We start from the raw sequence: 20609 nt of genomic DNA, 5'->3' as shown, positions 1-20609 counted from the left end.
TTGTATTTAAGTTTATTAGCTGAGTAAAGTTTTTTTAAACGACTATTTTATGCATTCTTGTAACATATACTCCATAAAGTTGACTTATGGTATGTCTTACAAAAATAACCATGAAGAAAACATATTTGATTGCCCTGTTTAGTTTGGGAAGTTTTTACACACTTTCGGCTCAAATTACCCCTGAGAAATCGGTAGAAAAATCAACCGAATTAGAAGAGGTTGCTATTATAAAAACCAAGAAAGCAATAGAACAAAAAGCTGACCGTACAATTTTTAATTTTGCGGATCAACCTAGTTTAAATACGGGATCAGTTCTAGAAGGAATAAAAAAGTTACCGGGATTAATCGCCTCTGACATTGCGGGAATGATGTACCAAGGGAAACAGTTAGATGTGTTTATGGACGGGCGACCGCTTAATATCTCATCTAATGAACTAAATGCTTTTCTAGAAGGAATGCCTGCAAATGCAATTGAAAAAATTGAAATCATTACCCAACCTGGAGCCGAATTTCCTGCTACTTCTGGTGGAGCGATATTGAACATTATTACTAATAAAAATGCTAAAAATTATCTGAGTGCAACCTATACTAATAGTACGAGCTTTACTAATTACGATGACGTACGCTGGAGGTTAAATAATAGTATTTTATTGAATGCTAAAAACAAATACTTTGGATGGCAATTAAATTTAGGTCAAAATTATAGAGAAAGTGCTATTTGGAATAGTTTAGAGAAACAAGAAAATGGATTGAACAGCTTACTTTCAAAAACAGAAGCGGATCGAGTGGGAAGAAATAATTTTATCAAGTCGGCATTGACATTTGACCTTGGTAAAGACCGTTTGTTGCTAAATTATGATTTAACGCAAAACAACAATGACAGTTATACGTTAGGAAACGGACCCGGTTTTACCGCTAACGATGCTTCAGTAAGTACAGGCTTGCGCCAAGATGCCGTAGTAACCTACCAGAAAAAATTTGATGATACAGCCAAAAAATTAGAGTTCAAATTTAATTACAACAACAATACTAACGATTTTGAATTAAATCCTGTTGGTACTTCGACAGCTACATTAGCCAATTCATCCAACCAGAATTTATACAATATCAAAGGAGATTATTCGCAACCACTTAAATTCTCGGATGAAGGAAAAATAAGTGTTGGTGCTTTGTATGAAGAGTTGCTTTTTGACGCAGCCAGTAAAGGCGTTACTAATTTAGATTACAAACGTACAACGGCGGCCTCCTATGTTGAGTTGCAATCTAAGTTTGATAAATTAAATTTTATTCTTGGCGGTCGAGCCGAAGATTACAATATTACGGGTAAGACAGATGTGACTGAATTAACGGCTTTCAAGCAATTTAGATTTTTTCCTAATGCCAGTGCACAGTACAACTTTAATAAAATGATTTATTTTAATGTGAATTACAATAAAAAAATCACGCTTCCAAGTACGTCATCTTTGAACCCAAATAATACCAATTACCAGAATCCAAATATTGATTACTCTGGTAATCCTAACTTGCAACCAACGATTTATAATAATTACGAAGTAAAATTGAGTGCTTTTGATTATGCTTTTGTGAGCTATAATATTAGTTCGGCTAAAAATCAAGTGATTAATAGAGTAGGTTTAGAAAATAATTTAGTGGTCAATACTAACGAGAATTTACCAGAAATTAAGATCCATAACTTTAGTGTGGGAATGCCAATTCCTTATATGTTGTTTACCAAAGGGCTAGCCGAAACCATGAAAATGAACGTGAATCCTGATACCATGAATTTTTTATATGTGTATGCAGGATACCAGTACCACCAAATTCCTGAGGTAGATACTAAAGGATTCTGGATGTTCAACTTCATGTCGCAAATTGTGTTACCTAAAAAAATAAAGTTTGTGGCTAATTACAATTACATTATCCCAAAAGGGAACTATTTTTATTTTATTGCGGTGAAGCCGTTTAGAAACGCATTGGACTTAAGTTTTTCAAAAAAGTTTTTAAAAGAGCAATTGACACTTTCTATTTATGCTGATGATGTTTTGAATTCAAATAGTAACGCCTTTAATTCTTATGAAACACCATTGCTAATCAATAATAAGATGGACACAAGGAAATTTGGTTTTAGTTTGAATTACAAGATTCCAACAAAAAATAAATTAGCTAAAGAAACACCAAGTTTGCTAAACAATGAGAAAAAAGAAGAAAGCGGCCTTGTAAACTAAGCTTCTTAGTAGAACGACAAATAGAAAAGAGCTGTAAAATTATTTTACAGCTCTTTTTTTTATTAAAATGGTTTGAGATGATTTGTCTCAATTGTTGTTACGAAATCAAATCGCTTAAATGTACTCGTAAGGCTTTTACAGAGATACTGATTTCCCAGAAGGATAATGCCAGAGAAACGAGCAAACTAAAGAGACTAAAACCAAAAAAATAGAGCCCGACAATTTGAAAGTCAAAAAACAAAACCAACATGGTAAACACTGATAAAAATAAGCTTGCTACTCCAAAAAGTTGCATGTAGCGAATCAAGGTGAGTCTCAAGTTGAGGTTGGCTATTTCGATAAGAATACTTTTGTTTTCTTTCTCATCATAGGTTTTTTTTAATCCCCGCACTATTGTTGCAATTGTCAAGAATCGATTAGTATATGCTAATAGAATTAATGAGGTTGCAGAGAACAGTAGGGCAGGAGTTTCAATATGTAATGTCATAAACTATTTTTTGGTTACAATCAAAGATAGTTTTTTCTATCAATTATTATAAATAGTTTCTTTAACAATTATAGAACAGCTCTTTAGGTTTTTATTTTGCGTAAGCGCCAGAAGAATAGGTTAATTCGTAACTGTGGGTGTATACTTCAAATACAATCCCAAATGGGTCTTCGACATAACACATTTGGTACGGTTTATCATTGGGATAGTAGGAGCGAATAGGCATTCTTTGTTTACCACCGTTAGCGACAATTTTTTCAACTAATGCTTCGATATTTGGATCTTGAATACAAAAGTGGAAAAGACCGGTTTGAAACGGATTAAATGGAACGGCTTCTTTTACGCCATTTGGGAACGAAAATAACTCAACTCCAGTTCCGTCAGAAGTCGATAGATGTGCAATTTCGAAAGTTTCCCAATCCTCACCAAAAACATCAATGCACATTTGGCCAATAGCAGTTTCTTTCTCTTTAGTTACTGTCGAAGGTTCCATGATCACGTACCAGCCCATTACTTCAGAGTAGAATTGAACGGCTTTTTTAATATCAGGAACAGTGATTCCAATATGTGAAAAAGATTTTGGATAAGTGTTATCTGTTGTCATAATGTATTGTTTTAGAGTACAAAATTACATTACATTTGCAAGAGCCACAATAACTTACACAAAAGTAGCATAGTTACTTAAAGGAGTAATTTGCTAATTTACAATAACTTATATGAGTAAAATAATCGAAAATAATAGTTGTCCGCTTCATTATACAATGAACTTAATAGGTACTAAGTGGAAACCGTTAGTGCTATTTCATTTATTAAATGGGGCATTACGTTCCGGTGTTTTGCAAGGGGAAGTAAACGGAATTTCGAATAAAATGTTTACAGAAACCGTGCGTGAATTAGAAAAGGACGGACTCATATCTAGAAAAGTTTTCCCGGTCTTTCCACCAAAAGTAGAATATGCACTTACGGAAAGAGGCCAATCACTAGAAGCTATTTTAAGAAGCTTAGATCAATGGGGATTAAGTGATGAGAAAAAAAAATAGTTACTAAACCGTTGATAGATGAAGCAACCATATGATGTGAGCTATTTGTGTTTATGAATTGTTTATTTACTAGAATTAAATTTGTCATTCATGACTTTTTTTAAAGTTTGATATAATTTTTCTACTTCACTTTCGATTTTTGAAAATGGAACGTTCTTCACGATTTTAATAGATTCGAAGTTATAAAATAATTGCAAGTTATACGTCTTGTCAACGTTTTGTGTAATTTGAATTCCCCTAGCTACCTTGCTGTTTTTATCTGTTTGTAGACCTAATTCCATGGGGCTATCATCTGACATTCCTAATAACTTTAGTGGCGAAGGTTGAGTTTCATTAGAAGTGAAGTTTTTACTAATTTCTAAGAAACAACCTTTGACAGAGTTTGCATTAAAGTTTGCGTTAAAATAAAATTTATGTAATAAATCTATGTCTTGTGAATTGTAAAGATTGGCTCTGTTGTTCTCGATTTCGTTATTAATTTGGTCATAAACTTTTAAGGAGTTATCTTGAATAACATATATTCTATTTCCATTTTTAGGTAGAGAGTCATTTACTTCTACCGAACGACTAGTTTTTGATGCAATAATTTTATCTTTCAAGAATAGCTCACTTAGCAGTTCGTTGTCCTTTTTAGAGATCATAATTTTACCTTTAGATTGATATTCAGTAATTTCAATTCGGTCTTTGATTAACGTAAAATGAATTCTATTAAAATAATTAACTGCAAATAAATCCCAATCTATAGTTTGTAGAATACCTTTATTCCATTTTTTACTGATATAGCTTTTATCCATTTTAATATATTCTACCCCGTCAACGATTTTACCATCCTTGTAAGTTGACTTTATATCATATTCAGGAAGCACATAACGCTCCATGTTTTTTAAGTAGTCATTTGAATACTGAAACTTTAAAATCCCTTTTTCATACTGATTTACTGTTTTAAATTCACTTTCATTACCATAAAAATAGCCGTCAAACGGCAGTCCGTTTTTATAAACACCACTATATTCTTCACGTGAATCTTCGGTAATTATAAATTGATTTTTGTAAGTAGCTATAGTTGGTAAATTATTTTCAAATTGATGTGTTATTTTTTGATCCTCATTTTGAAAACTTTTAGATGTCACTAGTTGTGTCATAGTTCCGTTTTTATATGTTGAGATCTCGTTTTTTTCTGTTAGTACCCCTTCATAAGGTTTGTTGTCTTTATATATGATTGTAGAGACTACTTTTTCGTCTTTATAAAATACGCTTTCTCCATTTTTCTTACCATTTTTTAAGGTGTAAGTTTCCACAGGTTGCAAATAGTCAAAGTCATAAGTTGTTTGTTTGCCTTCTCTTTCGAAATTTACTACATTGATAATCTCATATTTATCATTCCTGTAGCTTTCATAGTCTTTAATAAAAAAAGTGCCTTGAAATGGTTTTCCGTTTTTATAAATTCCTTTTGCAACTACAGCTCCAGAATCGGTTTTAGCAATCGCTTCACCCTCTTGCAAACCATTTTTATAAGTTGATTCTATAGTAATGTCACGATCAAATGGAATGCTAAAATGACCATCAAAGGGTTCATTATCTTTGTAAACTAATTTTTTAAGGAGTACTCCAAGTTGACTGTACTCTAAGGTTTCACCATTTTTGTAACCTTCATTATAATTAGTTATAGTACTCGTTTTGTCATTTGGGAAGTACGAAATAACTTTGCCTGATATCTGTTCGTTTACGTATGGAGTAGTAGTTTTAATTCCAGTTATAAACTCATTCTGAGTATAATATTCATAGTCAATTCCGTTTGTAACTTGATTACCATAATTCAGGCTTCCTTTTTTTAAATCTTGCAATAATTTACCTGATTTGTCATAATTTTTTTGAGAAATAAGTTCAAGTTCTTTGTAACCATATGCAGTTCGCTTATATCCTTTTACTTGTGCTAATAGATTTGAATCCAGCCAGTATTTTTTTTCAAATAGGATAGCAATATCTTCTTCTTCAACTTCTTCCATACCTTCAACCAGTTCCGCTTCTTTTACTTCTTCGGCTTCTGTTATTATGTATGGGGAATATTCTTCTTCATTATGGGTTGCGTTCTCAACTTCTTCTTCATTATAATCGGTGTCTTCTACAATTCTTGCTGGAGCTACCGTAGCTGCTAATTTTTCATTCTCAATTTCTTCTGCGAGAGAATCACCGTAATAATCATCAACATTTTTAACTGTTATAAAATCTCCAGAAATTGGCTGTCCTTTTTCGTAAGTACTCGTCATTAAAATAGTTTCGTCTTTTTTATAAATGAGGGTATTGCCGTCTTTTACCTCATCTTTATAATGTATTTTTTTCCAAAGTTTCCCATCAGGATAATAGTAAGTGAGTTCCTGATTTTGAGTGGTATTGTAATATTGAGAAGAACTAGCATCTGTTCCGTTTTCATTGTAGTAATAAATATCACCAACGTAGTTTTCCTGATTATCTTTCAGGACATAACCCTGCATTTGTCTATTTCCATTTTTGTAAAAATCTTCTATCAATACTAACTCGCCAATCTGCTTTAAAGGCATCGGTCTGTAAAAAGCATGATTTTCTTTGTTTGACGGTTTCCAATCAGCATCAAAATAAAGGGTATCTTTTTCTTGCGATTGAGCACTAATAGTGAAGAGACTAAAAATTAAGACGAATTTTATTTTTAAAAATTGATGTACTTGCATTTGCGGATTTTTTCTCGTTTTGAGAGTTGAATTATTCTGATTAAAAAAAAAGATTTAATATTATTTATTTTAATAGTTTATAAATCAGTGTCATCTCCTCATTTTCACTACTGAAATGTTCGATTTTGATCTGGAATATTATATTAGTTTCCATTTTTAGTAGAAAAATAACTCCTGATTTTATTTTTCTTAAACTATCTTCATCAAAAATGATGTCTTGAGCGTTTTTGAGATTGTAATAATTCCATTTTTGATCAACTATTTTTAATTTGGTTTGTTTTCCAGGAAAAATTGCGATTTCTGGATCTCGTGGTTCAATAAATAAATCAGCATCTAATTTTCTAATTTCTCTTTCAGAGGTATCTCCTTTAGAAATAATATTAGGAAGCACTTTGACAAACTTGTTGCTAGTCATATTGATGGCAACTGCAGGGTATTCATTTTGAACGGACTGTATTTGTAGAGTTTTTTTATTTAATACTACATGGTACTCCTCATTGACGGGGTCGAAAAAGTAATTAGAGTCTTTTTTTTCTTGAGCATTACACGTTATCGAAAGAACTATAAATAGTGTGAGTTGTACGAGTTTTATAAAATTAGGCATAGTATAATTTAATATAATTAAATTCGAAAGTTCAACACATAAGACAGCTTTTTATCTTGCAAAAAGTTGCTTATTGATTATCAAAAATACAATTAAATTATGACTCTCAACCAGCTATTGTGTTTGCTAATATAAGTACTTATCAGTAAATTTGAAATCCTGTATTTTTGGCAAGGGTCTAATAAGTACTGTTTTTGTCCTTTTGTTTACTATTTTGTCAGAACCTAATAATTGATCTACTTCAGTTCTAAGCCCAGTGATGAGGTTGAAATTAGTTTCGGTAAAAACAGTGTTTTCATCTATGACTATTGTTGAATTGTGCGTGATTTTGTGTAGTTTAATTAATTCAAAATTTCCTCTTTGGTATTTAAACTCATAATTGATGTTGCCCTTTTCTATCTCTGACCACATTGTTAAAATTCCGTTTTCAATAAAAAAATCAGGGATTTGATATCCATTGTAGGCGCCATTTTTTTCTAGAGGATACATAGCTTCAATTATTTGGTCAGATGTCACTATTAACTTCCGTTTTCCATCTGGTTGTGATAAAAAGAGTTGTAGTCTTAATGGTCTCGTCTCATTAATAATGTCCATCATAACAATGACGCTATCTGGGAAACCGTCATTATTTAAGTCGCCTGTAACGTCTCTTATCAGTTCGCTAAAATGATTTGTCTTGTTTTGCGCAGCGGTACTTGTTTGTAATAAAACACAAAAGAATATAGAGTATAGATAGCGGTTTTTCATGATTTTGATTTTATCAAACTGGTACAATAAAGTCCAACTTAATTTTTGTTAGATGTAGCACAGCTAAGATGCAATAGTAGTTTTCGACTCCGCTCGAACAGATAATTGTACCGATTTACGACAGTCTGGGTATTATTGTTATTATAAAGCAAGTTTGTTGTAAATAACGACAAAAATAAAATAAAGTAAGAAAAACGAAATCAAATATCTCAAGTGTTCTTATTGAAATTAGTATAGTTTATTGTTACACAACAATTAAATATTATCGCAGCTAATTCAAAGAAACAAAATTGATTGATTACTTTACTAAAAAGGTTTCATATTCGTTTGTGATCATTGTTGTTGATTGATATGGAACAATTGCATTAGGATCTTTATCATCGTACTGTTCAAATAGTTGATCTAACAGTTTTACTTTTATTGCATTGGGCTCTGTATTTGGAAAATAATAAAGCTTTTTTTTCTCGCCCAGAATAACCAAATTGCTCTGTTGTTTTTTAGAATAATAATTCACATATTTTGTGCTTACTTCAACAAGTTCAAACAGTCCATTAGTAAGATTTTTATTTTCAATTCCGCATCCTTGTTCTAATAATTCAAAATTAATTTTATCAGGAAATTCAATTGGCTCTTTAGCTGCAATTTCAAATGAGATGTTGGTTGAGTAACAGTCAGGCGCGCCACAATCAAAGCCGTGAAGATTGAAATTTAGATCAAATAGGATTTTATTATCAACTTGATTTACCAGGTCTCTAATATATAATTCTTGTAAGAGACTGGATTTTAGATTTTTGTTTGATTTTGACTTTAAAAGTTGCTTTCTTAAAGAATCTTGTGTCTCTTCAAAACTCAATTTAGCTTTAGTAGGCATTGTTTTCTCAGTCAAAATATTCCACTGTTTGTCCACTTTATCCTTTTTTTCTTTTGAAGAACAAGAGATCAGTAATAATGTAAAAATGACAAAAGTAATTTTCATAGTGTTATTCTAATTAAATAATTCTATTATTTGAAAATATAAGTAAAGCAGAAAAAACAATGTTGGAATAGTGAAAGCCATAATAAAATTGAGGTTTCTTTTTCTATTTTCCTTTTTTTTATTTAAAAAGTAAGCTTCATACAATAATCCCAATACCCAAATGCAATATAAGATAAAAATGTAAAAGAATACAGCTAAACCATCTCCAGTTCCACATCGTCTGTTTTTATCTAATGTTGATAACCCAATAATTGAGGCTATTGGAATTAATAGTACGAGTAATACTATTCTTAAAAACAAATGCATGAGCTCTTTTTTTTTGATCATTTTTGTTGTCGTTATGTTTAATCAATTTAGGTGGTCTTTTCTGTTTATTATTTTTACTATATGTTCAATGTGCTTTTAAATAATAATATTGTGGGAAGTTATAATTTATCACGTTTTAGAAATTAGTATGAAAATTGTTTTATTTTTTAGAATTTTTAGTAAAAATTTTCTAATAATTAAGATGTGAAAACATTATTTTTTTTACTTTAGACTGTATTTTATTTTCCAAGTAATAATACGCTTTTCAATGATTTTAAGGATAATTATATCAGGAAAACGACTGAGCCTTTTCTTTTAAAAGCAGATAAAATTTAATTTAGGATTTTAAAATCAAAAGCTAATTTTTTAGTATGAAGTAAGGTACGCCAATTGATAAAAAACAGACAAAAGAGCATTATAAATCCTAAAATAAAGCTAGCAATAGATTGCCAAGAAAAAATATTATCAATGATATTCTGTTGGTTTTCTGATGCAAACTTCCCTAAATGTAAAGTGATAGCATCGCTAGTGAATTTCCCTACTAGAAAAGGACCAATGATATAGATCGGTTTCATTTTAGAAATTCCCGCACCTAAAAAAAGTGGTGTGGTTGGTAGAGGTAGTAAAGAATAAGCAAGTACGACTAAAATTCCTTTCCATTTATTTTGATCCATTTTATCGCCAAGGAACTTAATGTCTTCATTTTTAGATGCTTTTAAATATTTATCGGCCATTAATGGTGCATATAGTAGAAGAATGTACCTACCTAATACGGATCCAATAACTCCAACAATAATAACTATCCAAACATCCAACTCAAAAAGAATTTGAAAAAATACCATTATTGTAAAAGCTGGAGCAAACGGAAAAGGAACTATGTCAAATAATAACGCGCCAAAAAAAACTAATAGATAATGCCACCACATGTGTTTGAAATTTTATAGCCAAGTTAATTAAACAAGTAATAATACTCTTTTATACTTGACCCATGAACTTCAAAACTACAATTAAATTTGTTGGAGAATAGAATAATTTTGAAGACATTTATTTATAATTGTTGCAGTTTATTCAAATTTTGATATAAATACTTTTAATTAGGAGAAATACATTATTATAGAAATAATATATTAGGTCAGTAGATTTTGTGATTTTTGAACAAGTCTTTTGAAATGGATTTTATAGTTGAAAATCAACAATTATATTTAAACACACTACTGAGCTTATTATAGAAAAATTAAGTGATTTTTTTTAACGCTTCAATAATTTCTTCCGGTTCAGAGCGGGTTCTATAATCGACATTGACATAGTTCCAAACTACGATGCCATCTTTGTTTATGATGAAAGTGGCTGGAATAGGGAGAACCGTTCCGTTTCCATTATTTATTTTTTGCAAGTCTAAGTTTCTACCCGTGCGCATGTGCTCGAGCAAAAACTCTGGAACTTCCCAAGCTACGCCATATTGTGAAGCTACTGTTGCATTTTGATCGGATAAAACAGTAAAGTTCATTTCGCTAATTTCAGATTTGGTCAAAGAACCATCAGGAACTTGTGGACTAATGGCAACGAGTGTAGCACCCAACTTATGAATTTCGTCCAATCGTGCTTGCAACGCTCGCAGCTGCAAATTACAATACGGACACCAATCGCCACGGTAAAAAGTAACAACAACAGGCCCTTTTGCTACTAAATCGTTCAGTGAGATTAGATTTCCTTGTTGATTAGGTAGTTCAAATTTTACTGCTACATCTCCTACTTTTAAAGCGTTGGCTCCTTGCTCAAATTCTTTTGCTTTGGCAATTTCAGTATCGACGCCTTTCATGAATTCAGGATTGGCTTGGCGTCCTGCTTCCATTTTTGCGTCGGTTTGTTCTTTTAATGTTTTCATTGTATGTTGTAATTACTTGTGGGTGTATTTATTTCATTAATTGGAGTTTAAAACGATACTTTTTTATTAGATCTCGTCATATCTTTTGAAAATTTCAACCATAGATTCAAATTATTTAATCTTTGCCAATTAATTTTTATCTTTATGCAGTCCCTTCGTATAAATGTTTCTGAAACCCTATAAAAGCATTTCTAATAGTTTTTATTTCTCCAAGTTCTTTCTTAGCATCAGCAATGGCTTTGTATTTTAAAACTAACAGAGGTGATAATTTAACATCATCTAATTCATCAACCCCTTCTTTTACGTATTGATCTAATACAAAGTTCAAAAACTCTTGTTGCTTAGGATTATAGTCTCTTAACTGAACTTTTGCCCTCGTTGCTCTTTCTAATCGAGGTACCAAATTTTTACTGTATGCTATATAGTTTAGCACATCAAATAAGTCACTATCCTCTCCATGAATTAAGAGACGTAAGTCTTCTAATTGTTCATTGGTATATCCTTTTTCATTTAACTCGATGAGTAATTTTTTTCTAGTGCTTGGCAAACTCCACAGTTTACGTAACTCCTCTTCATTGGCAAAGAAACTTGGCAAATCACCAAACAATTGTTGGATAAATTCCACTGAGGAAATTGGCGCTCCACTTGGACTCCAAAAGGAGGTTTTTACAGTCGAATCGATTTCTCTTTCTTTATTGTCTGATAGTTTAACTCTTATGATTTTGCCTGGTAATTTATCACATACACATGGATAATTATTACAAACCTCACAATCTTCCTGATCAGTTTTTACGCAAACGCATGGTTTTACTTGACACACTTTACAAACTCTTGGCGTTCCTCCGCCTGGTGGTGGTGGTGTAGGCTCTAAAGGCTCGCCATCCCATTCTGGGTCTTTAAAATGTTGATGCGCTTTTACAAAATCAAACAAGGTAAAATAATCTTTACCATCAAATAATCGGGTTCCTCGACCTACGATTTGTTTGAATTCGACCATAGAATCTACAGGGCGTAATAAAACGATGTTTCTAATTTCGGGTGCATCAACTCCTGTGCTTAACTTTTGGGAAGTAGTTAATATTGTTGGAATACTTTTTTCATTATCCTGAAAATCTCGTAAATATTTTTCCCCCATTGCTCCGTCATCAGCCGTCACACGATGACAATAGTTAATGCTTTTGCTTGTAGAGAATTGATTGACTAAATCCCGAATTAATGCGGCATGTTTTTGAGTAGAACAGAAAACCAAAGTCTTTTGATTTTGATTGATCAGTTCCAAGAATTTCTTAACGCGATATTCTTCTACTTGTTGAATGATGATTTTTCTACCATAATCACGATAGGTAAACGTATCACCAACTTCGGCTTCACCATCTAAAATAACATCATCAGCCGTTACCGTATATTCATCATAATTGGTTTGGATTTCTTTTACTTTAAAAGGAGTAAGGAATCCATCATTAATACCTTCTTTTAAAGCGTAAGTATAAATGGGGTCACCAAAATATTTATAAGTATCTCCATTGACATCCCGTTTTGGAGTTGCCGTTAAACCCAACTGCACAGCAGGAGCAAAGTAGTCCATAATGGCTCTCCATGAACCTTCGTCATTGGCTCCACCTCGGTGACATTCGTCAATAATAATTAAATCAAAAAAATCAGGTGGATATTGTCCAAAATTAAAATCAGAGCTACTATATTCTTCTCTGGGTTCGGCTACTGCTTGATAATCCATTTCTTCTTCCACTTCCTCTTCCTTTTGTTTACTGGTCATAAAGGTTTGAAAAATGGTAAAGAAGATACTTCCATTTGTAGGCACATGCCCTTTCTTTTTTATTTCTTTCGGGCTAATACGAACTTTGATGTTTTCGTCTATAACATCAAAAGCACCAAACGAATTAAACGCTTGGTCGGCTAGTATGTTTCTATCGGCTAAAAATAATATTCTTGGACTTCTAGTTGAATCACGCTTTAAATTCCATTTGGCATGAAATAGTTTCCAAGCAATCTGAAAAGCGATGGCTGTTTTTCCTGTTCCTGTGGCTAAGGTTAGCAACATTCTGTCTTTCTTTTCAGCGATGCCTTCTAATACTTTGGCAATGGCATTTTGCTGATAATATCTCGGTTGCCATGTTCCACCACGGTCTTCAAAAGGAATTTCGAACAAGCGTTCTTTCCAATTGGCGATTTCTATTTTATAATTTTCTTTTGGTGTTGGATAGGTCATTTCCCAAAGCTCGTCTGGAGTTGGGTATTTTGGGATTTCGCCTTCTGCGGCTTCGTCCATGTCTATTTCATAGATTTGTAAACCATTGGTAGCATAGCTGTAGCGAATGTTCAAGCGCTCCGCATAATCTTTGGCTTGACCAACACCAGAGGTATAATAATCGTCTCTTTTTTTTGCTTCTACAATACCAATTCTTCTATTTTTATATTCTAAAACGTAGTCTGCAAAAAGCGGTGTGGCTCTTCTGCCTTGACCTATTAAGCGACCTTTGGTTATGGGAAACTCCAAACGCAAACGACTGCCTTCTACAATACCCCAACCTGCCGCTTGTAAAGCAGGTGTAATTAAATCGTGTTTGGTTTGTGCTTCGTTCATATATAGCACCCTTTCAGGGTTTTTATAAGTTATCTTTAGTACAGAAGGACTACGTCCATCCTTAATATATAGCGTCCCGTTGGGACTTTTATGTTAATTCCGAAGGGATGTTATTTGATAAGGTAGGACGAAGTCCTGCCGTATGTCCATCCACATCTAGTAATCCCAAAGGGATGATATTCATCTGCATAGGGCGTAGCCCTATAATATCTAAATAGATATAGTAAAGTTAATCCCAAACATAAGTCTCATCAAATGCAACATTATATTTTTTTAAAATACCTCTATATTCCTCTTTGAAATCTTTTTTACTGTGGTGCTCATGCTGATTTTTAATATAGTTTATCACCACATCTACCTGACTTGGATTTACAGAAAATGCTCCATAACCATCTTGCCAAAAGAAATGCTCTAAACTCTTATCTTTCGTTTTTATCCATTTTGATGAATTGGCTTTTAGTTTTTGTACCAAAGTCATTAAGGCTATTTTTTTAGACAACATGCACAAAATATGAATGTGATCGGTGTAGCCGCCAACAATGAGTACGGGGCATTCTAGCTCTTTACAAACTCCTCCCAAGTACGCATGAAGTTCTTCCTCATAAGGTGGTTTTATCAATGCTTCACGGTACTTGGTACTGAACACGATATGCACATAATTTTTTACTAATGATTGTCCCATATTTTTTTTATAGTTATTAGGATTACATCCCACCCAAATCTATTTCATCCCGATGGGATTAACAAATAATAATCCCGAAGGGATGGTATTCCATAAGGTAGGACGAAGTCCTGCCTAGTATATGAAATGTATCTTAAGCCCTGAAAGGGCGACATTTAAACACATAGGGCATAGCTCTATGCACCCAAAACTACTTTTCATCCAAGCCCTGAAAGGGCGACATTTAAACACATAGGGCATAGCTCTATGAACACAAAACTACTCCTCATTCAAGCCCTGAAAGGGCGACATTTAAACACATAGGGCATAGCTCTATGCATCCAAAACCACTCCTCATCCAAACCCTGAAAGGGCGACATTTAAACAGATAGGGCATAGCTCTATGCACCCAAAACTACTTTTCATCCAAGCCCTGAAAGGGCGACATTTAAACACATAGGGCATAGCCCTATGCACCCAAAACTACTCTTCATCCAAGCCCTGAAAGGGCGACATTTAAACAGATAGGGCACAGCCCTATGCACCCAAAACTACTCTTCATCAAAGCCCTGAAAGGGCGACATTTAAACACATAGGGCATAGCCCTATGCACCCAAAACTACTCTTCATCAAAGCCCTGAAAGGGCGGTATAACTAGTATGCGTTCTGGTTATTACACCCTTTCAGGGTTTTTATTCTTGTGACTTACCACGGAAGGACTACGTCCCTGCTTACTATACTGAAGGACTACGTCCCTTCTTACTATACTGAAGGACTACGTCCCTCCTTAAATTACTTCGTCCTTTCAGGACTAGTCAACTCTCCTGCAAACGCTTTTTGGAGTATCGATTTTTTTAGGTCTTCTAAATTGTTTAGTTTTTGTTTGTAATTTGATATTGTAGAATTTACAGAATCATTTAAAGATTCGACTATTGATTCTATTTTTTTTTGATTTTCAATGTGTGTGAATGGAATCGGAAAAGTTCTCAATTTTCCCAAGCTAACAAATCCTTGTGCGCTTCCGCTTGAATTTTCAGCTATAAATTTTTGAGCTATTGAACTTTTGAAAAAGTAAAGAAGAAATTTTGGTCTGTAATTTTCGTTTGACTTAATTAAACCAACATTTTTGATGCTAAATACTCTTTTGTCATCTACAACACATGCCATTCCTCTATTTGCACCAATCATAGAAAATAGAATGTCATTATAAGCAACATTGGATCTCTTGTAAAAATCATTATGGTTTTCTAAACTGATGAATTTCGTATTTTCGAATGATATTCCATCATCAAGAATATTTTTTTGTGTTACAAAAGGTATTCCAAGTTCTTTGTCAATGTACTTTGGTGAATCATGTGTGCCATCTTTAACTTCACAGATAGTATTCAAACTCTTCTCTTCCCAACCATCACCTTTTTGACTAAAAATAGCATTCAATTTAGATTGAAACAACTCTTTTGCATTAGCTATGTTTTTTTCAATATTGGCTTTGGCTTGGTCTATGGCTTCAAAGGCTTGGTCTAGAATCGCTACAATTTGTTGTTGTTCTTGTAGTGGTGGTACAGGAACTTCAATTTCTTTTAAGATTTTGACAGATGCAACATTCTTAATTGCTGCTCCTACAGTATTTTCTTCTATTCTTTGAATAAAATCTGGACTGCTCATCCAGTAACGCAAATATTCAATATCAAGATTTTTAGAAGGTGTTAATTTTAAAAGAGCCTGATTAATTATTCCTTTCTTAATATTTGGAGGAACAATTGCTACTTTACCCATTGTCCCAGAGCAACTCATAATTAAATCACCTGATTTTAGTTCAAAGCGTTTCATTTCTTCAAACTTTTCATCATTAATAAAATATCGTATTTCAGAAAATTGATTATATATAGCATGTTGCTGCTCATAAACAGCATTTCCGTTTTCTACAAAACAGTTTTTTTTCAGACTTCCACCAAAAGGACCTCTAACAAATTTACAAACTTCACCTAATTTTTTTGATTCTAACATAATTAAATTAGCTCTTTAATAGCATTCAAAATAGATTTGGTTTCTTTATCTAAATACACCATTTCGTCTAGTATTTCTTCTGGGCTTCTTCGGGAGTGTTTGGGTTTTTTACGCTTAGGTCAAATGTAGTTTCGTCAATATCGGCTACTTTTATATTCCAAGATTGTTCAGTTTCTGGCTTTTGCCCTTCGACTGCGCTCAGGGTGACAAAAGCTTCCATGTCCTTATCGTTCAAAGGATTGGTTTTTCCCATGTTGCGTCCTGGGTTTAGCTGGTAGTACCAAATGTTTTTAGTAGGTTCTCCTTTTTGAAAAAACAACACAACCGTTTTAACTCCTGCACCTGTAAACGTTCCTCCTGGCAAATCTAAAATAGTGTGCAAATTAGAACCTTCTAGCAATAACTTACGCAAAGCTACCGAAGCATTGTCAGTATTGCTCAAAACGGTGTTTTTAATAACAATAGCGGCACGACCGCCTGTTTTTAAACTCTTTATAAAATGTTGCATAAACAAGAAAGCCGTTTCTCCTGTTTTAATGTCAAAGTTCTGTTGCACTTCTGGGCGTTCTTTTCCTCCAAAGGGTGGATTAGCCAAAATTACATGGTAACGGTTTTTTTCTTGTATATCGCGTATGTTTTCGCCTAGCGTATTGGTGTGTATAATGTTGGGTGCTTCAATACCATGCAAAATCATGTTCATGATCCCAATCACATAAGCCAAGTTCTTTTTCTCTTTTCCGTAAAGGGTTTCTTCTTGTAGTGTTTTTAGATTATCAGTGGTTTTCTCCATGCGTTGGTACAAATAATCGTAGGCTTCCACTAAGAAACCACAGGAACCAGCTGCACCATCATATATTTTCTCGCCTATTTGTGGGTCAACCACGTTAATCATGGCACGAATTAAGGGTCTTGGTGTATAGTATTGACCACCATTACGACCGGCATTACCCATGTTTTTAATCTTGGTTTCGTACAAGTGGCTCAGCTCATGTTTATCATTGGAGGCACGAAACGGAAGACTGTCTGCATATTCCAAAATCTCACGCAAGTTGTAGCCCGATTGAATTTTGTTTTTTAATTCTGAGAAAATTTCCCCAATCTTGTATTCAATCGTATTAGCAGATTCTGCTTCTTGTTTGAATTTAGCCAAATACGGGAATAGTTTACCATCAACAAACTGCACCAAATCTGGTCCAGTCATGGCAGCATGATGGTCTAGTTTTCCTTCAGCATCTTTAGGCATTGCCCAATTTGGCCAACGAAATTCTTCTTCTAGTATAAAGGTGTATTCTTCGCCTTTTAATCCGGCTTGATCAGACTTATCTTGTTCTAGTTCATCTAAGTAACGGAGGAACATCACCCAAGAGGTTTGTCCTATATAATCTAGTTCGCTATCTGCACCTGAATCTTTGTATAGCAGGTCGTCTATATTTTTGAATGTTTGTTCGAACATGTAATTTGTTTTTCTAATGCTTTTATAAGCATGTGCTAAAATAGTGCTTTTCTTTTTTGTAGTCCTTTTATATTTGATAAAAAATGCAGTAGCTCAATTGTAGCTACAAATTGTATATAATTACTGCACTTTACCATTTTTTTTATAATCGAAATTTGAAATACTAAATATTCTAGTTAGCCCCGATTGAAACGGCATCCTTTTTTTCTTGAACTAGTATTATGGTAAGAAAACTAGTTTCAGATAAAAAGATACAGTGGAAAGCGGGAGGGAAGTTCTTATGATAATCATCCGTTTTGCTCCAAAAAAAAAGCTGCCCAATGAAGGACAGCTTTTAGTATAGCATGATGCTGGTATTATTTGATCATTTCAAAACTACGTTTCACAAAAGCAGTTAATGCTTCTCCTTTAAGTAGGTTTTGAGATAATTTAGCTAAGTCTAGCGCTTGTTTTACTAAGTGCTCTTGTGCTGCTTTGTCCTCAGTACCAAGAATGGTAGTTGCTAGTGGTGAATTTGTATTCACTACTAGATTGTACATCTCTGGCATATTACCCATTCCGAACATTCCGCCACCACCACCTGACTGACTCATCTCTTTCATTCTACGCATGAATTCTGGTTGCGTGATGATAAAAGGAGCTGCTTGGCTGTCCATAGCTTCTAGTTGTACTGTATAGGTTTGTTTAGGAACGATTGTTTCTAAAACTGTTTTTAAACCTGTTTGCTCTTCTTCAGATAATTTCGAAATTGTAGTTTCGTCTTTCTTGATTAAGTTATCAATATGGTCAGAATCTACACGTACAAAAGTGATATCGCTGTTATCTCCTTCAATTTTTTGAATCAAATGCGAGATAATAGGAGAGTCAAGTAACAATACTTCGTATCCTTTTTCTTGTGCTGTCTCGATGTAAGAGTGTTGCGCTTCTTTATTTCCAGCGTATAAAACAACTAGCTTACCATCTTTATTAGTCTGCTTATCTTTTAAGTTCTCTTTTAATTCTTCAAGCGTGAAGTATTTGTTGTCTACCGTTGGGTAAAGAACAAAGGCACCAGCTTTTTCATAGAATTTATCTTCAGATAGCATTCCGTATTCAAGAACGATTTTAATGTCATTCCATTTAGCTTCAAAGTCAGCACGGTTTTCAGTAAATAAAGATTTCAATTTATCAGCTACTTTACGAGTGATATAATTCGAAATTTTCTTTACCGCACCATCTGCTTGCAATCCTGAACGCGAAACATTTAAAGGAATATCTGGCGAGTCTACTACTCCACGTAGCATCATCAAGAATTCAGGCACAATTCCTTCTACGTTATCTGTAACGTAAACTTGGTTTTGGTACAACTGAATTTTATCTTTTTGGATTTGTAAGTCCCCGCTTAATTTAGGGAAGTACAAAATACCAGTAAGGTTGAATGGGTAATCTACATTTAAGTGAATGTGAAATAAAGGCTCTTCAAATTGCATAGGATACAATTCATGGTAGAACGTTTTATAGTCTTCGTCATTTAAATCAGTAGGTTGTTTTGTCCAAGCTGGGTTAGGGTTGTTGATGATATTATCAACTTCTACCGTTTCAGCAACAGCGTCTTCTGGAGCGTCATCGGCTTTAGGTAACGTTTCTGTTTTTGTTCCAAATTTAATTGGAATAGGCATGAACTTGTTGTACTTATTTAAAAGTTCCTTGATTTTTGACTCTTCAAGAAATTCTAATGAATCTTCAGCGATGTGCAAGATAATCTCGGTACCACGTGTTGTTTTGTCAGCTGGTTCAAGAGAGAACTCTGGGCTACCATCACAAATCCAGTGTGCAGCTGGCTCGTCTTTATATGACTTAGTGATAATCTCCACTTTTGAAGCTACCATAAAAGCCGAGTAGAAACCAAGACCAAAATGACCAATAATACCAGAATCTTTTGCAGTGTCTTTGTATTTTTCTAAAAATTCTTCAGCACCAGAAAAAGCCAGTTGGTTAATGTATTTCTCAACTTCATCAGATGTCATTCCGATTCCTTGATCGATCAGATGCAATTTATTAGCTTCTTTATCAATTTTTACTTCGATAATTGGGTTGCCATATTCTACTTTGGCTTCGCCAATATTTGTTAGATGTTTTAATTTTAAAGTTGCATCTGTCCCATTCGAAATCAATTCACGTAAAAATATTTCGTGATCGCTATAAAGGAACTTTTTGATTAATGGGAAGATGTTTTCTACCGATACATTAATTTTTCCTGTTGTCATATTTAAATTTATTAGGGTTTTACAATCTCGTACAATTCTTTCAAATAAGATACCATTTACTTATAATGTGACAAATTGGCGTAAATGTTAATTTTACAACAAATTTCTAGAATATTACTACTGTACAATTCATAATGGATTGTATCTTTGCATCAGTTAAATATTAAAACGAAAACCAAAATGAAAAAACTAATTTTCTTAGCAGCAATAGCAGTAATGCTTTTCTCATGCAAGCCTGCATCAGTTGCCAATACACAGTTAAATAAAGGGTCTCAAGTAGCAGTAAAAGGGGAGTGGACAATTACCGCTGTAAATTATCCAGGATCAGAAGTAATAAAAGTAAATTCATTCCAGATTGCCGATTCAAAATGTTTTGTAGGTAGTACTTGGAAGTTTATTTCGAATAACAATAAAGGAGAAATGGCTTTAACTAGTTATGACTGTCCTGCTTTTAGTTCTCCAATCACATGGTACATTAATAAGGACGGGCAATTCATTCTTAAAATTTTAGATGCTGGTGAAAAGGCTAAAAAAGTTAGAGATGGTTATATCTTAACAGTGGCGAACCAAACGGAAACTTCTTTTCAATTGGTTGACAAAATCAACGTGGGTGGAAAATTAACGGATGTTATTTACCAATTTCAAAAATCAAACTAATAAACTAA

The 20609-nt window shown here is 33.4% G+C and carries 16 protein-coding genes; 3 read left to right on the top strand and 13 right to left on the bottom strand.

Translation table 11 applies throughout. The annotated features are described in order from the left end of the window. Nucleotides 1-110 precede the first annotated feature (110 nt). Complete coding sequence (locus tag ACVEGE_RS03345) at nt 111-2225, top strand: outer membrane beta-barrel family protein (protein WP_192500199.1); 2115 nt, start codon at nt 111-113, stop codon at nt 2223-2225. A gap of 97 nt (nt 2226-2322) precedes the next feature. Here ACVEGE_RS03345 and ACVEGE_RS03340 read toward each other — a convergent pair whose 3' ends face one another. Together ACVEGE_RS03340 and ACVEGE_RS03335 are read right to left on the bottom strand one after the other, a co-directional pair. After that, complete coding sequence (locus ACVEGE_RS03340) at nt 2323-2712, bottom strand: DUF2721 domain-containing protein (protein ID WP_173852771.1); 390 nt, start codon at nt 2710-2712, stop codon at nt 2323-2325. Nucleotides 2713-2803: 91 nt separating this feature from the next. Next, nucleotides 2804-3316 carry a VOC family protein gene (locus ACVEGE_RS03335; protein ID WP_173852772.1) on the bottom strand — a complete coding sequence of 171 codons (513 nt, stop codon included), beginning with the start codon at nt 3314-3316 and terminating at the stop codon, nt 2804-2806. 112 nt (nt 3317-3428) lie between these two features. On the opposite strand from ACVEGE_RS03335, the gene ACVEGE_RS03330 reads away from it, so the two are divergent. Next, the gene (locus ACVEGE_RS03330; RefSeq protein WP_173856544.1) at nt 3429-3752 is read left to right on the top strand and encodes a winged helix-turn-helix transcriptional regulator; all 324 of its coding nucleotides are present in this window, start codon (nt 3429-3431) and stop codon (nt 3750-3752) included. Nucleotides 3753-3814: 62 nt separating this feature from the next. On the opposite strand, the gene ACVEGE_RS03325 is transcribed toward ACVEGE_RS03330, so the two are convergent. From ACVEGE_RS03325 to htpG, 11 genes are all read right to left on the bottom strand, one after another. Continuing rightward, nucleotides 3815-6457 carry a toxin-antitoxin system YwqK family antitoxin gene (locus ACVEGE_RS03325; protein WP_192500198.1) on the bottom strand — a complete coding sequence of 881 codons (2643 nt, stop codon included), beginning with the start codon at nt 6455-6457 and terminating at the stop codon, nt 3815-3817. A 64-nt stretch (nt 6458-6521) separates the two neighbouring features. Then, nucleotides 6522-7061, bottom strand: coding sequence for a hypothetical protein (locus ACVEGE_RS03320; RefSeq protein WP_192500197.1), 540 nt, complete (start codon nt 7059-7061; stop codon nt 6522-6524). A 126-nt stretch (nt 7062-7187) separates the two neighbouring features. Further along, complete coding sequence (locus tag ACVEGE_RS03315) at nt 7188-7808, bottom strand: hypothetical protein (RefSeq protein WP_192500196.1); 621 nt, start codon at nt 7806-7808, stop codon at nt 7188-7190. A 298-nt stretch (nt 7809-8106) separates the two neighbouring features. Beyond that, on the bottom strand, nt 8107-8784 hold the full coding sequence (locus ACVEGE_RS03310) for a hypothetical protein (RefSeq protein WP_192500195.1): 678 nt from the start codon (nt 8782-8784) through the stop codon (nt 8107-8109). A gap of 638 nt (nt 8785-9422) precedes the next feature. After that, entirely contained in the window at nt 9423-10016 is a 594-nt protein-coding gene (locus tag ACVEGE_RS03305; protein ID WP_192500194.1) for a hypothetical protein, read from the bottom strand. A gap of 308 nt (nt 10017-10324) precedes the next feature. Further along, nucleotides 10325-10975: a peroxiredoxin-like family protein gene (locus ACVEGE_RS03300; RefSeq protein ID WP_192500193.1), complete on the bottom strand. Its 651-nt coding sequence runs from the start codon at nt 10973-10975 to the stop codon at nt 10325-10327. 142 nt (nt 10976-11117) lie between these two features. Further along, the gene (hsdR, locus tag ACVEGE_RS03295; RefSeq protein WP_192500192.1) at nt 11118-13577 is read right to left on the bottom strand and encodes an EcoAI/FtnUII family type I restriction enzme subunit R; all 2460 of its coding nucleotides are present in this window, start codon (nt 13575-13577) and stop codon (nt 11118-11120) included. Between the two features lie 229 nt (nt 13578-13806). Further along, complete coding sequence (gene tnpA, locus ACVEGE_RS03290; RefSeq protein ID WP_192500191.1) at nt 13807-14259, bottom strand: IS200/IS605 family transposase; 453 nt, start codon at nt 14257-14259, stop codon at nt 13807-13809. 771 nt (nt 14260-15030) lie between these two features. Next, nucleotides 15031-16245 carry a restriction endonuclease subunit S gene (locus tag ACVEGE_RS03285; protein ID WP_192500190.1) on the bottom strand — a complete coding sequence of 405 codons (1215 nt, stop codon included), beginning with the start codon at nt 16243-16245 and terminating at the stop codon, nt 15031-15033. A gap of 67 nt (nt 16246-16312) precedes the next feature. Next, nucleotides 16313-17698, bottom strand: a complete 1386-nt coding sequence (locus tag ACVEGE_RS03280; protein WP_225738072.1) for a class I SAM-dependent DNA methyltransferase — start codon at nt 17696-17698, stop codon at nt 16313-16315. Between the two features lie 356 nt (nt 17699-18054). Beyond that, nucleotides 18055-19944 carry a molecular chaperone HtpG gene (gene htpG / locus ACVEGE_RS03275; RefSeq protein ID WP_192500189.1) on the bottom strand — a complete coding sequence of 630 codons (1890 nt, stop codon included), beginning with the start codon at nt 19942-19944 and terminating at the stop codon, nt 18055-18057. 180 nt (nt 19945-20124) lie between these two features. Between htpG and ACVEGE_RS03270 the strand changes: the two genes are divergently transcribed. Beyond that, the gene (locus ACVEGE_RS03270; RefSeq protein WP_192500188.1) at nt 20125-20601 is read left to right on the top strand and encodes a lipocalin family protein; all 477 of its coding nucleotides are present in this window, start codon (nt 20125-20127) and stop codon (nt 20599-20601) included. The last annotated feature ends 8 nt before the right edge of the window (nt 20602-20609 follow it).

Source organism: Flavobacterium sp. PL002 (assembly GCF_054165825.1).
The sequence above is the reverse complement of the archived record's forward strand: the minus strand, read 5'-3'. Positions and strand labels throughout refer to the sequence as shown.